The sequence below is a fragment of the Vibrio nigripulchritudo ATCC 27043 genome (genome assembly GCF_000222685.1).
GTDB lineage: Bacteria > Pseudomonadota > Gammaproteobacteria > Enterobacterales > Vibrionaceae > Vibrio > Vibrio nigripulchritudo.
In genome coordinates, this window is sequence record NZ_AFWJ01000223.1 from 37,802 (window position 1) to 50,112 (window position 12,311).

The window sequence follows — 12,311 nt, forward strand, 5'->3', positions numbered from 1 at the left end:
ATTTACATCATGTGTTCACATCCATTAACAATCAACAATGCGCTCAGTTAACAAAATAATTATCAGGAAGTCTTATGAGCAAGTTGAAGCTGGTTGTGATCGGCAACGGGATGGTGGGTCATCGCTACATCGAAGACCTGGTAGAGAAAACCGATGTCGCGGAAATGGACATCACGGTTTTCTGTGAAGAACCGAGGGTCGCTTACGATCGTGTTCACCTCTCTTCGTATTTCTCTCATCACACAGCGGACGAACTTTCTCTGGTTAAAGAAGGTTTCTATGAAAAGCACGGCATTAACATCTTGCTGGGCGAACGCGCCATCAACGTCAATCGAGAAAATCGAATTGTGTATTCAAACTCTGGCCGCGAGATCGCTTACGACAAGCTGATCATCGCCACCGGATCTTACCCATTTGTTCCTCCCATCAAAGGTCACGAAAGCAAAGACTGCTTTGTATACCGAACCATTGAAGATCTGAAAGCCATTGAGGCGTGTGCCAAGAACAGCAAAAGCGGTGTTGTTATTGGTGGCGGATTGCTTGGTTTGGAGGCTGCTGGCGCACTTAAGGCTTTGGGCGTAGAAACTCACGTGGTGGAGTTTGCACCCGTTCTGATGGCAGAACAGCTTGATCAACAAGGTGGCTTACAGCTTAAAAACAAAATTGAGCGCATGGGCGTTCAAGTCCACACCAGCAAAAACACCTTAGAAATCGCACCAGAGGGCAGCTATGCGCGCAATGTGATGCGTTTTGCTGATGGCACAGAGTTGGAAACCGATTTCATTGTGTTCTCGGCAGGCATTCGTCCGCAAGAAAAACTGGCTAAGCAGATGGGGTTGGAAATCGCGCCTCGCGGCGGTATCGCCATAAACGACTATTGCCAGACGTCAGATGAAAGTATTTACGCCATTGGCGAGTGCGCTTCATGGAACCAAACCTTCTATGGTCTGGTCGCTCCGGGTTACAAAATGGCGACGGTGGCAGTGGATCACCTGGTTGGCAATGAGAGCGTATTTGAAGGCGCAGACATGAGTGCCAAGCTGAAACTGCTGGGTGTGAAAGTTGGTTCCATTGGCGATGCCAATGGGCGCACACCGGGCTGCAAAAGCTACGTTTACCAGAATGAAGAAGAGGAAGTCTACAAGCGCATCATCGTATCGGAAGACGGCAAAACGCTGCTGGGTGCGGTGCTGGTAGGGGATACCTCAGATTACGGTGACCTTCTTCAACTGAAGCTTAATGAAATTGACTTGCCTGAACACCCAGACACTTTAATTCTTCCTGCGCATGCAGGCGCTGAAAAACCGTCTCTGGGAGCCGATGCCCTGCCTGAAAGCGCAGTGATCTGTTCGTGTTTCGATGTGACCAAAGGCAAGATCGCCACAGCGGTTGCGGAAGGGCACCACACGCTGGCAGACATTAAAGCGGTAACAGGGGCTGGCACTGGGTGTGGCGGCTGTATTCCGCTTGTCACTTCTGTTCTGAATGCTGAGCTGGCGAAATCCGGCATCGAAGTGAAAAACGATCTGTGTGAGCATTTTGCTTATTCTCGTCAGGAACTGTTCCATCTGATTCGCATTGAAGAGATTACATCCTTTGATGAACTGCTTGCCAAACACGGCAAAGGCTACGGCTGTGAAGTGTGTAAGCCTGCTATCGGCTCTATTCTGGCGTCTTGCTGGGGTGAACACATCCTCAAACCGCAATTGGTCAAACTGCACGACACCAATGACAACTTCCTGGGAAACATTCAGAAAGACGGCACCTATTCGGTGATCCCACGAATGGCGGGGGGAGAAGTTACTCCTCAGGCGCTGGCGGCGCTGGCAAGAGTGGGGGAAGAATACAATCTCTACACCAAAGTGACTGGCGCCCAGCGTATCGGTTTGTTTGGTGCTCAGAAAGACGATTTACCAGAGATCTGGCGCAAGCTGATTGAGGCTGGCTTTGAAACAGGTCAAGCCTACGCCAAAGCCCTTCGCATGGCGAAAACCTGTGTTGGTTCAACATGGTGTCGCTACGGGGTTCAGGATTCCGTTGGCTTAGGCTCTCGCATCGAGAATCGCTACAAAGGTATTCGCACCCCGCACAAGATGAAATTTGGTGTGTCTGGCTGTACCCGTGAGTGTGCTGAAGCGCAAGGTAAAGATTTGGGCATTATCGCCACAGACGCAGGCTGGAACATGTACGTATGTGGTAACGGTGGTATGAAGCCTCGTCATGCCGACCTTCTGGCGATGGATTTAGACGAAGAAAACCTGATTCGCTACATCGACCGTTTCATGATGTTCTACATTCGCACTTCTGCTCCACTTCAACGCACCTCTGTGTGGCTGGAAAACATGGAAGGCGGTGTTGATTACTTAAGAGAAGTGATTGTCGACGACAAACTGGGTATCAACGAACAGCTTGAAAAAGACATTACCAAGCTGGTGGCGGAATACCGCTGTGAGTGGACAGACACCATCAACGATGATCGGCAGCTTAAACGCTTCTCACACTTCATTAACTCGGATCTGCGTGACGATAATGTGGTGTTTGTGCCTGAAAGGGATCAGCACCGCCCGGCTACGTTCACAGAAAAACATCCGGAAGCCAAAGGCGACATTCTTCACGTGGAATTGGAGGGCTAATCCATGACAACAGCATTCGAAACTATCTGCGATATCAATGACATTGTTCCGGGTACAGGCGTATGTGCTTTGGTCCAGGGGCAGCAAGTGGCGATATTCCGCCCTAGCGAAGAAGAGAGCGTACTGGCGATCAGCAATACCGATCCTTTTGCTCATTCCAACGTGCTTTCCCGAGGGCTTATAGCCGAACATCAGGGTGAGTTATGGGTAGCAAGCCCGTTGAAAAAGCAGCGCTTCAACCTGAAAACCGGTGCCTGCATGGAAGATGAACGCTTTAGCGTGAAAGCGTATCCGGCGCGTGTGAACAGCGGGATTGTTGAAGTGGCAACCAGTTAAATCACGCCCTTCAAGATTGCATAGCAAGAAGGCTTCTTAGGCGAGCCAAAAAACAAGCTCTGGGAGCCTTCGTCTATTCAATTTTTAATTTCTTAAGGAATAAGGACGAGTATGTCTTACGTGAAACCTGCTGACTTTGTTCAAACCATGATCGACGCTGGCGAAAGCAAAGTGTTTATGTCGACTCGGGACACCCTGATTCGCGGCATTATGGCTGGTGCCATCTTGGCGATAGCGGTTGCCGTCGCTATTACCACAGCCGTGCAAACGGGTATGCCTATTGTGGGCGCGTTAGTGTTCCCGGTTGGCTTCTGTATTCTGAACCTGATGGGGTTTGATTTGCTGACGGGCGTGTTTGCGTTGGCACCACTTTCTCTGTTTGAAAAGCGCCCGGGAGTCACCAAAGCGGGCATTCTGCGCAACTGGCTGCTGGTGGGGCTAGGCAACTTAATTGGTGCGCTTTCGGTGGCGTTTCTGGTGGCATTGACTTTCACTATGAACTTCAGCATGGATCCGGGTGCAGTCGGTCAAGCTTTCATTAAAGCGTCTACTGCGCGCTCTGTCGGTTTTGCTGAGCATGGCTTAGACGGCTGGATTACCGTATTTGTTAAAGGCATTTTGTGTAACTGGATGGTATCACTAGGTGTCGTGGGTGCCATGGTGTCCAAATCGGTCAGCGGCAAAGTGCTGGCGATGTGGTTCCCTATCTTTATCTTTTTCGGCTTAGTGTTCGAGCACGCCGTGGTCAACATGTACCTGTTCCCACTGGGCATGATGCTAGGCGCAGACTTCACCATTGCTGACTGGCTTATCTGGAACCAGATTCCGGTCACGTTGGGTAACCTGGTGGGTGGATTGCTGATTACGGGTATGAGCCTGTACATCACTCACGCCAAAACCCAGCCAGCGCGCAACGCTTAATCTTCTTTTTCGCCCCGACCACCGGGGCGATCGTCTATGTGTGGAGTCTTTTATGTCGTGTCTCTCTAATTCTTCATCAAATACTGGTTTTGTCTCGCTGGTCGGAGCGGGACCCGGTGATCCTGATTTACTTACTGTTAAAGGCTATCGTGTGATTCAGCAAGCCGAAGTGGTGGTGTATGACCGATTGGTGTCGGCAGACATTCTGGCGCTGGCAAGTGACAATGCCGAGAAGATTTACGTGGGTAAAAAGCTCGACTATCACTGCGTGCCTCAGGAGCAGATTAACCAGATTCTGGTAGAGAAAGCGCTGGAGGGAAAACGCGTAGTAAGACTAAAAGGGGGAGACTCCTTTATCTTTGGTCGAGGCGGTGAGGAGCTTGAAACGCTGGCAGAAAACCAGATTGGGTTCGAAGTAGTGCCCGGAATTACCGCCGCAGCGGGTGCGACCTCTTATGCAGGCATTCCTCTTACGCATCGAGATTACGCCCAAAGCGTGCAGTTCATCACTGGGCATTTGCAAAAGAATGGGCAACCTATCAACTGGGCGTCTTTGACCCAACCAAATAACACGCTGGTGTTCTACATGGGGCTGAAACAAAGCGGCAACATCATGGACAACCTGATCACCCACGGCTTATCGGCAGACACTTCTTGCGCCATTATTCAGAAAGGCACCACAGCAGATCAGAAAGTGTGGCAGTGCGACCTAAAAGACCTGTCCAACACAGCAAAGTTAGCCCAAAGCCCTGCCTTAATTGTGGTGGGAGAAGTCACACGTTTGCATCAGAAGCTGAAATGGCGATGATGAATAGGCTGTAAAATACTAACGCCGCTTTCGAAAGAAGCGGCGTTTTTAATAGTGAGATTCGATGAAATTCAGTCAGATTCTAACCATTAATTTAATAGGGACATGTAATATATATTGACTGTTAAATAAATGAACAAGGAAGGGCATTTTGAACAGTAGATATTTGCTATTAGTTTTACCTATCTTTAGTTTCATTTGGTTTACCAGTACGGTTTTCATCGCTGGTTACTTTTACCCTGATTACAGCCATATTTCTCAGTTTATAAGTGAGTTAGGTGCAACAGGAGCGCCTCATGGGGCTTACGTAAACTATTTGGGTTTTATCCCAACGGAATTGTTCATACTTGGTTTTGTACTTATTAGCTACTCCGTACTACCCCGTACAAAGTTAAACACTATCGGACTTATGTTCATTGCAATCTACGGTATTACTCTTGGCATAGCCGCGTTTTTTCCATGCGACTTTGAGTGCCGACCCGATACACCAACAATATCTCATAACATTCATATGGCTTCTGCGTTTCCCGGTTATCTATGTGGGATCATGGCAATATTCTGTCTATCTTCAGGTTCTATGTCGTGGTCAAAATCGAAGATATTTAAATTTACTGGTTATACAGCTGCGATAGTGGCTCTGTTAGCATTCTTAAGCTTAGATCCGAGTTCAAAAACAGTGGGGCTAAACCAACGTATCTTAGAGCTTATAGTATATATATGGCTTATTTTTCTTGGACACAGTTTGAGTAAGTACTTGCATGACACATATGAGCCTTTCTCGCGTGACAATAGATAACAGCTCTTGGTTGGCATCGAGCTTACTATACTCAAAGTGACAGAATAGCATCACTTTAGTATTCGTCTGGAGCAGCTCTTATGAAAGTAGAATTAGTCACATCACTAAAACGTCAAACAACTAAGATCCTTGCCGAGCTCCACGACACTAAACAACCCGTCTTAATTATCGAACACGGTAAACCATTGGCATATTTGGTTGATGTTGAAGATTACGAGTTTATGCAAAACCGTTTGGCAATTATTGAGGGGATTGCACGAGGCGAGCGAGCGTTAGTTGATGACAAAGTGGTTAGTCATGAAGAAGCTAAGGACAAAATATCAAAATGGGTGCAAAAATCAGCTCGAAAGGTCAACAGACCCTAGTAAGTTTGGGGGGAATTCATGTCATTTACTAGCGCCTCAGAGGGAGCAATCAATCTGTAGGGAATTTTTGTTTTTGATGGAGCACACGCAGAATGCGGATAACTTCGCCTTCAACCCAGTACGGTACGATTATTGATACCTCAGGAATAATGAGTAAACGTCCACGGATTCCGTTTCTTTGCACGCCCATAAGAGGTTGCTCAAGCAAGTTTTCTACTTTTGCTTCAATGAGGCTGTCGGTTTTTTCTGCTGCATCAGGATTGAAGTCATAGAGAAACTCAAAGATCTTTTCACGATCATTAAGTGACTCTTCTTCCCATAAAATCATTGCTTACCTCGGTTACGGATTCTGGCTTTGCGTTCTTCCATTCGAGATTTAGCCGATTCATGTTCAACGAAAACCGACTTTCCTGAGTCAAGCTTCTCAAATGCTAGATTTACTTGTTCAGTTAGCCATGCATCGTGAGACAGTGTTTTTCTTTGTTGTTCAGCGAGTTGTTCAGTAAGTTCTCGGCAAGCATCACTCAATGTACGACCCTGGCTTTCAGCCATTTGCTGAGCTAAGCGTTTTGTTTCCTCATCAACACGAAACTGAATTCTAGTGTCCATGATGTATTCCTTTGTTAGTGTGTGTACAAATGTTAGCACTAGCCTTTGACGTGAACAACCAACAAGTCATTTAAACGGATGTAGCTACATGGATTTCCCTGGCTGTCAAAAATCTACAGAACTTCAAGTTATGGGCTGTTGTGACAGTTGGCTGCATCAGCAGCCAACCTATATCAAACTATAAAGTCACCTACTTAATATCGTAATTTACCCTAGCCAACCCTACCCAAGAAAATGCTGTTGCAGTTTCTGCCAATTTTCCTTGTTTGGTGCGAGAAGCAGGATTCCTTTGTTATCAGATCCGGGTTTGTAGGCTTTGCCAGTTTCTAGGATTGCAGCGTAGCCACCCGATTCTCTGAAGACGAGCTCCCCAGCGGCGTTGTCCCAAGGCTTTGGTGAGCCGGATATTCCAAAGTGAACTCCACCTTCGGAGAGTGTTCTGTATTCGTGGCAGGAGCAACGCAGGGTGTTGATTCGCTCAAACTGAGACAAATCTTTAAACATGAAGTTATATTCACTGGGCAGAAATGAAAAAGCGGGTACAAACCCTTCCATTTCGGTAAAACTGTCCGTTGGTTTTGCGGAATAAACGGGTGTGACTTCTCCGTCTGATGCGATGTGATACGCCCCTTTCCCTTTTACGGCGTAAGTGCAGTTGTCCATCACTGGGTCATAGAGAATACCACAGACGGTTTCTCCGCCCTCTACTACAGCAATAATAATTCCAAATACCGGAACCCCTTTTACGAAGTTCCAAGTGCCGTCGATAGGGTCAATGATCACGCACTGACTGGCAGTGTTTATCTTGTTTAGCAAGCTGGGATCATTCTCTACCGCTTCTTCACCGATGATTTCCGCTTCTGGCAAGATTTCAGCGATCTTCATGGATAGGAGTTTTTCGGAATTCCTATCTGCGGTGGTGACCAGATCCGAGGCGGAACTTTTACTCTCTACAGACAGCTGGCTCATTTTGCGAAAATAGGGCATCACTTCCTTTTTCGCGACTTCTCGGGCGGCTCCGACTAATGCCTTTGCCGTATCGAGGGTAATATTCATAAATGTCCTTATTTATTTTTCCAATCAATTATTGGTTTTAACCTGATCGTGTTCGTTTGGGCTTGAAAGTTTGGGTGAGGTGGATGACTTATTGTATCTCGGAAAGGTTAAGCGGAATGTCTCAATTCGATGACAACGCTACCTTTGAGCGTTAATTGCGAAGTGAAAATTGAGCGTCACGTTTGATAACTAAAACGCCGCAATCTTTTATTATCGAAATGCGGCGTTTTCCATTGAAGAGTGGGTTTGATTAGCTTAAAGACGGGATCTTGGGTATTGCCATCGGGGTGTGGGATTCTGGGTCGTCAATAATCCGGGCATCCAGATCAAAAACTTCAGCCAGCATGGTTTCCGTGAACACCTCTTTTGGGCTTCCCTGAGCGTAGAGCTCGCCCGATTTTACTACCATCAGTTCATCGGCATAGCGACAAGCCTGACTTAAATCGTGGAGCACAACTACGACGGTCTTCCCTTGTTTCACTAGCTTTACCAGTAAGTGGAGCAGTTCATATTGGTGCGACAAATCCAGATACGTGGTCGGTTCATCCAGCAGAATGATGTCGGTATTCTGAGCCAATACCATGGCTATCCATACGCGCTGCCGCTGACCACCTGAAAGCTCATCGACACGCCTGTCTGCGAGTGTTTCTGTGCCTGTTTCTACCATGGCGTCTTCCACTCGTTGTTTGTCTTCTTTGGTAAGCCTGCCCAATGTGTTGAGGTAGGGAGCTCGACCATAGCCGACCAGCTCTCTTACTGTGACACCTTCCGGCACAATAGGCGTTTGGGGAAGAAGCGATACGTACTTGGCGTACTCTTTGTCTTTGTACTGATGAATGGGCTTTTCATCATAGAGCTGAATCTGCCCGTTCGACGGTTTCAGCAGGCGTACCAACGATTTCAAGAATGTCGATTTACCGCAGCCATTCGGACCAATCAGAGCCGTCAGTTTTTCTTTTTTAATCGATGCAGTCATCGATTGTATGATGGTGGTGTCTTGGTAGCCCAAGGTCACATTCATTGCATGAAATGCAGCTATCTCTTTCATGTGTTTACCAATTCTTGTAGCGGCTGAGTAAATAAATAAAGTAAGGCGCACCAATAAAGGCAGTGAGCACCCCGGCTGGTAACTCGATGGGGGGCATAAGTATTCGGGCGAAGAGGTCGGCGCTCAGCAGCAAAATCGCCCCAATCAACAAAGTCGAAGGGATGATTGCCAAATGGCGTCCTCTTACCATCATCCTTGCTGCATGAGGGGCTACAAGACCAATGAATCCAATGTTGCCGCAAATCGATACCGCAACGCATGCCAGCGCAATCGAAATGATCAGTGTGAGCAACCGAACAAACGGAACTTTCACTCCCAGCCCGTGAGCGGCTTCATCCCCCAGCCCTAATATGTCGAGTTTGTAGGCAAGGTAGATGGCGAAAGGCATCAACACGAAAAGCCATAAGATAAGAGGCGGAATGTGGGACCAGTTTCTCCCCCAGACTGAACCCGTCAGCCAGACCATAGACGTGTTGATTTCCAAAGGAAAACTCACTAATAAAAAGTCGATACCCGCAGAGAATACCGCCGCAAGGGCGATGCCAATTAGTGCAAAAGCGGCTGGGCGATTGAGCATGTCTTTGGCAAGTGCTAACAGCAGAAGCGTGGAAATGGCACCGCCAGTCAGCGCAACAAAGGGGAGCCAATGAACGGGCAGATCGTTAAAGAAGATATTAGTGAGCACCACTGCAAAGCTCGCGCCCGAGGTGACGCCCAGAATGTCAGGTGAGGCTAATGGGTTTCTGACAACGCCCTGAACCAGTAAGCCAGAAAGCGCCAATGCGGCTCCAACCAATGAGGCGACGATCATTCGTGGAATCCGATACCCGAATAGCGTAAATTCGTGCTCGTTTGACGCGCCTGTCAGTGTCGACCAAATGTCGTTCATTGAAATAGAAACTGCGCCCGCACTGATGTGCCAGACCGCAAAAAGCAACCAGACTGAAGCCAGAATAACCGCCCAGTAATACCAGCGAATCATGACTGCCTCCCCAGCTTAAAACGCACAAATGCTAGGAAAAAGAGCGCACCAAACAAAGTGGTGATGATGCCGACAGGGCTTTCTTGTCCAGGAGAAATATAGCGGCTGGCAATATCAGAAAAGAGTACCAGATTTGCCCCAAGTAAGGCGGCGACAGGCAATTGATAACGCACGTCTGAACCCACCAAAAAGAAGGCGATGTGTGGAGCAATCAAACCAATGAAAGCAATGGGGCCCGCTACGCTCACGCAACCAGCGATGAGCAGCACAATCACAAAGCAGGCGAGCCCTCGCACTTTAAACACACTGCCACCAACAGAGCGCATCATCTCTTCACCCATTTTCAGTAAGTTCAGCTGAAAAGAGAGATAAACAGAGACGAACAGCCCAATCAGTACGCAAGGCATTACCAAGTTGGTGTCTTCCCAGTCGGTGTTTGCCACTGAACCGGTCAGCCAGTGTAAGACCCCGTAGGCGTTTTCGTCGGCATAAATCACCGCAGCACGAGTCAGTGAAATAAACAGGAAATTTAGGGCAATGCCCGCCAGCACAATGCGCAGAGGATGTGGTCTTGCCGTGTGCAACCCGGCAAGAAAGAAAACCAACGTGCCGGATAAAGCGGCACCAACAAAAGTGACCACCAGAATCGGAACGCCAGCTAACCAGGGTAAAAGCCCGGTGGAAGCAAAGGCAAAAGCGAATGCTGCTCCGGCACTGACGCCAAGGATAGACGGGGAGGCAAGCGGGTTTCGGGTAATCGACTGCATCAGTAGCCCTGCCACTGCCAAACCTGCACCCACCAAAAATGCGGTCAATGTGCGAGGAAGCCGAATCGAAGAGATAATCTGCTGATGAATGGCGTTTCCGTCTTGTTGCAGCACGAAGTCGGAAACATCACTCCAGTTCATGGGAAAGCTTGGCGCATTGATCAAAGACCAGCCTGCGCCAAACAGCAAAAGGGAAAAAAGCGCGAAACATACCACAGAGGTACGAATCGCGCTCTTTTCAGAAAAAGAGAACGAACCTGTCATTGTTTTTAAGCAAGCTTATTTAAGCAGGTGCTCTATTTCAGAAGCCATGATTTCAGCCGCGATCATACCGCGATTCAGCGACCACAAGCGGGCATCGGTTTCGACGTATTGCTCGTTTTTCACGGAGGTCATCATTGGCCAAAGTGGATTTTCTTTGTACTTGTCTACCGTTGTTTCAGTGCCGTATTCGCCTACCAGGAAGTAATCAGGGTTCAGCCTGACAAGGTTTTCCAGAGTAGTGCTGATGTAGGCTTTTCCGTTATCTTCGGTGATTGGGGAGCTAAGACCTAAGCGAGAAACAACGCCGCCAGCGTATGCCTTTGGACCGTGCATCCAAACGCCCTTAGCCGTGGACACAGCAAACATCACAGTCGCTTTTTTATTGATTCGCGCCGCAACTTCATCCATGCGTTGGTTGTGTGCGTTCACTTTTTTCTGCATCTCTGCTTCTCTGTCAAAAGCGGCTGCGACTTTGATGCCTGCGGCTAGGTTATCTTCATAAGTTTCGCCGCGGCTTTTCAGGATAAGAGTAGGGGCAATGCGTTTTAAGTCTTCGTAGATGGCTTCATGACGCTCTACATCAGCAATGATCAGGTCTGGCTTTAGAGAAGCAATAACCTCCAAACTTGGTTGAGAACGGGAACCAACGGATGTCCAGTCACTGATCTTGTCGCGAATCGGCTCAATGACTCGATTCACATCGCCATCATCCGCCACACCAACTGGGGAGATGTTGAGGTTGGCCAGAGCGTCGACAAAGCTAAACTCCAGTGCAACGACGCGTTGAGGTGCTTTTTCTAACGTGAGAGTAGAAAGCTCGTCCTTGACTTCAATGGTTGCTAAAACTGGGGTACTAAGCACAAGCAAAATGGAAAACAGCCATTTCTTAAACATGATGTGTCCTTTATTTTTTTAAAGATATAACTCAATACCTATATCATGATTGATAATTATTATCATTAACGATAAGTGGCAAAGAAGTAGGTTTTGTTCAGAATAGTGACCCGACAGAGCGAAAAAGGAGACCAACTTTTCATGCGGAGTAGAAATGGTAATGCCGGAAAGATGATCAAGGAAGTGATTAAAAATTATGCTTCCGCGTCAAGGCTTTCCCTATGGCGTGTGGCTCAGGCGGGAAATGTATCTATCTTTGAAAGAATGGGCTTTGAAGTTACGCAACGTATTGAATCTGATATCTTAATTCTAGCCAGTGGTAATCCTGCTACTGAAGTGCAAATGACAATGGATGTAAAAGGCTTCGATGGACACAGTGATCACCACGCTTAATAATTCCGACAAAGACAACGTATTTGATCTCTTAACCGACCCAGAGGTGATGCGCTTTTTAGGTCCTCGCAGAGCACTCACTCTGGCAGAAGCGGAAGGGTGGCTTGAATCCGCTCTCTTCGAGCAGGATCGTTTTGCATTTCGATGCACAAAATCGGGAGAGCTGGTGGGCTTTTGTGGCATGAAAGTTATCGAAGGGAAACGCGATTTTGGTTATTTCATCCGCAAAAAGTTTTGGGGAAAAGGGTTAGCAAAACAGATGTGCCAACTGGCACTTAGCCAGTTATCCCGGCGTTATGACCTGTCGACTTTTCACATCTTTATTGCAGAAAACAACATCGCCAGCCTGAAAGTCGCTCAGTCGCTGGGGTGGGTGAAACAAAAGCCTTATCAAAATGATCATGAAAGCGGGCATCTTTATCAAATAGTGCAGGAGTGA

Annotated in this window: 15 protein-coding genes; 8 read left to right on the top strand and 7 right to left on the bottom strand. The window is 47.7% G+C overall.

Features of this window, described 5'->3' with window-relative positions:
• Nucleotides 1-74: 74 nt before the first annotated feature.
• The 6 genes from nirB to RH89_RS15645 all read left to right on the top strand — a co-directional run bounded on the left by nirB (nt 75) and on the right by RH89_RS15645 (nt 5,859).
• Complete coding sequence (nirB, locus tag RH89_RS15620; RefSeq protein ID WP_004403995.1) at nt 75-2,633, top strand: nitrite reductase large subunit NirB; 2,559 nt, start codon at nt 75-77, stop codon at nt 2,631-2,633.
• 3 nt (nt 2,634-2,636) lie between these two features.
• Nucleotides 2,637-2,969: a nitrite reductase small subunit NirD gene (gene nirD / locus RH89_RS15625; RefSeq protein ID WP_004403996.1), complete on the top strand. Its 333-nt coding sequence runs from the start codon at nt 2,637-2,639 to the stop codon at nt 2,967-2,969.
• A 111-nt stretch (nt 2,970-3,080) separates the two neighbouring features.
• Complete coding sequence (locus RH89_RS15630) at nt 3,081-3,890, top strand: formate/nitrite transporter family protein (RefSeq protein ID WP_004403999.1); 810 nt, start codon at nt 3,081-3,083, stop codon at nt 3,888-3,890.
• 52 nt (nt 3,891-3,942) lie between these two features.
• Nucleotides 3,943-4,698: a uroporphyrinogen-III C-methyltransferase gene (gene cobA, locus RH89_RS15635; protein ID WP_004404003.1), complete on the top strand. Its 756-nt coding sequence runs from the start codon at nt 3,943-3,945 to the stop codon at nt 4,696-4,698.
• A 166-nt stretch (nt 4,699-4,864) separates the two neighbouring features.
• Nucleotides 4,865-5,494 carry a DUF998 domain-containing protein gene (locus RH89_RS30680; RefSeq protein WP_425277039.1) on the top strand — a complete coding sequence of 210 codons (630 nt, stop codon included), beginning with the start codon at nt 4,865-4,867 and terminating at the stop codon, nt 5,492-5,494.
• 80 nt (nt 5,495-5,574) lie between these two features.
• Nucleotides 5,575-5,859, top strand: a complete 285-nt coding sequence (locus RH89_RS15645; protein WP_004404008.1) for a type II toxin-antitoxin system Phd/YefM family antitoxin — start codon at nt 5,575-5,577, stop codon at nt 5,857-5,859.
• A 49-nt stretch (nt 5,860-5,908) separates the two neighbouring features.
• Here the strand turns inward: RH89_RS15645 and RH89_RS15650 are convergent, their stop codons facing one another.
• From RH89_RS15650 to RH89_RS15680, 7 genes are all read right to left on the bottom strand, one after another.
• On the bottom strand, nt 5,909-6,187 hold the full coding sequence (locus RH89_RS15650) for a type II toxin-antitoxin system RelE/ParE family toxin (RefSeq protein ID WP_004404011.1): 279 nt from the start codon (nt 6,185-6,187) through the stop codon (nt 5,909-5,911).
• A complete protein-coding gene (locus RH89_RS15655) occupies nt 6,184-6,468 on the bottom strand; it encodes a type II toxin-antitoxin system RelB/DinJ family antitoxin (RefSeq protein WP_004404015.1) in 285 nt (94 codons plus the stop codon). Before RH89_RS15655 ends, RH89_RS15650 begins: the two co-directional genes overlap by 4 nt.
• 222 nt (nt 6,469-6,690) lie before the next feature.
• The gene (locus tag RH89_RS15660) at nt 6,691-7,524 is read right to left on the bottom strand and encodes an inositol monophosphatase family protein (protein WP_004404017.1); all 834 of its coding nucleotides are present in this window, start codon (nt 7,522-7,524) and stop codon (nt 6,691-6,693) included.
• A 250-nt stretch (nt 7,525-7,774) separates the two neighbouring features.
• On the bottom strand, nt 7,775-8,572 hold the full coding sequence (locus RH89_RS15665; RefSeq protein WP_004404020.1) for an ATP-binding cassette domain-containing protein: 798 nt from the start codon (nt 8,570-8,572) through the stop codon (nt 7,775-7,777).
• A 4-nt stretch (nt 8,573-8,576) separates the two neighbouring features.
• Nucleotides 8,577-9,554: an iron chelate uptake ABC transporter family permease subunit gene (locus RH89_RS15670; RefSeq protein ID WP_004404023.1), complete on the bottom strand. Its 978-nt coding sequence runs from the start codon at nt 9,552-9,554 to the stop codon at nt 8,577-8,579.
• Nucleotides 9,551-10,585 carry a FecCD family ABC transporter permease gene (locus tag RH89_RS15675; protein WP_004404026.1) on the bottom strand — a complete coding sequence of 345 codons (1,035 nt, stop codon included), beginning with the start codon at nt 10,583-10,585 and terminating at the stop codon, nt 9,551-9,553. Before RH89_RS15675 ends, RH89_RS15670 begins: the two co-directional genes overlap by 4 nt.
• Nucleotides 10,586-10,600: 15 nt before the next feature.
• On the bottom strand, nt 10,601-11,479 hold the full coding sequence (locus RH89_RS15680) for a Fe(3+) dicitrate ABC transporter substrate-binding protein (RefSeq protein WP_004404028.1): 879 nt from the start codon (nt 11,477-11,479) through the stop codon (nt 10,601-10,603).
• 141 nt (nt 11,480-11,620) lie between these two features.
• On the opposite strand from RH89_RS15680, the gene RH89_RS15685 reads away from it, so the two are divergent.
• Both RH89_RS15685 and RH89_RS15690 read left to right on the top strand, forming a co-directional pair.
• Entirely contained in the window at nt 11,621-11,872 is a 252-nt protein-coding gene (locus RH89_RS15685) for a hypothetical protein (RefSeq protein WP_004404031.1), read from the top strand.
• On the top strand, nt 11,847-12,311 hold the full coding sequence (locus RH89_RS15690) for a GNAT family N-acetyltransferase (protein WP_004404035.1): 465 nt from the start codon (nt 11,847-11,849) through the stop codon (nt 12,309-12,311). The genes RH89_RS15685 and RH89_RS15690 overlap by 26 nt, the downstream gene beginning before the upstream one ends.

What these genes read in the sequence shown, in the direction of transcription:
- RH89_RS15670 (WP_004404023.1), bottom strand. Translation starts at nt 9,554, where the DNA reads ATGATTCGCTGGTATTACTGGGCGGTTATTCTGGCTTCAGTCTGGTTG.
- nirD (WP_004403996.1), top strand. Translation starts at nt 2,637, where the DNA reads ATGACAACAGCATTCGAAACTATCTGCGATATCAATGACATTGTTCCG.
- RH89_RS15675 (WP_004404026.1), bottom strand. Translation starts at nt 10,585, where the DNA reads ATGACAGGTTCGTTCTCTTTTTCTGAAAAGAGCGCGATTCGTACCTCT.
- RH89_RS15630 (WP_004403999.1), top strand. Translation starts at nt 3,081, where the DNA reads ATGTCTTACGTGAAACCTGCTGACTTTGTTCAAACCATGATCGACGCT.
- RH89_RS15650 (WP_004404011.1), bottom strand. Translation starts at nt 6,187, where the DNA reads ATGATTTTATGGGAAGAAGAGTCACTTAATGATCGTGAAAAGATCTTT.
- cobA (WP_004404003.1), top strand. Translation starts at nt 3,943, where the DNA reads ATGTCGTGTCTCTCTAATTCTTCATCAAATACTGGTTTTGTCTCGCTG.
- RH89_RS15665 (WP_004404020.1), bottom strand. Translation starts at nt 8,572, where the DNA reads ATGAAAGAGATAGCTGCATTTCATGCAATGAATGTGACCTTGGGCTAC.
- nirB (WP_004403995.1), top strand. Translation starts at nt 75, where the DNA reads ATGAGCAAGTTGAAGCTGGTTGTGATCGGCAACGGGATGGTGGGTCAT.
- RH89_RS15645 (WP_004404008.1), top strand. Translation starts at nt 5,575, where the DNA reads ATGAAAGTAGAATTAGTCACATCACTAAAACGTCAAACAACTAAGATC.
- RH89_RS15690 (WP_004404035.1), top strand. Translation starts at nt 11,847, where the DNA reads ATGGACACAGTGATCACCACGCTTAATAATTCCGACAAAGACAACGTA.
- RH89_RS15680 (WP_004404028.1), bottom strand. Translation starts at nt 11,479, where the DNA reads ATGTTTAAGAAATGGCTGTTTTCCATTTTGCTTGTGCTTAGTACCCCA.
- RH89_RS15660 (WP_004404017.1), bottom strand. Translation starts at nt 7,524, where the DNA reads ATGAATATTACCCTCGATACGGCAAAGGCATTAGTCGGAGCCGCCCGA.
- RH89_RS15685 (WP_004404031.1), top strand. Translation starts at nt 11,621, where the DNA reads ATGCGGAGTAGAAATGGTAATGCCGGAAAGATGATCAAGGAAGTGATT.
- RH89_RS15655 (WP_004404015.1), bottom strand. Translation starts at nt 6,468, where the DNA reads ATGGACACTAGAATTCAGTTTCGTGTTGATGAGGAAACAAAACGCTTA.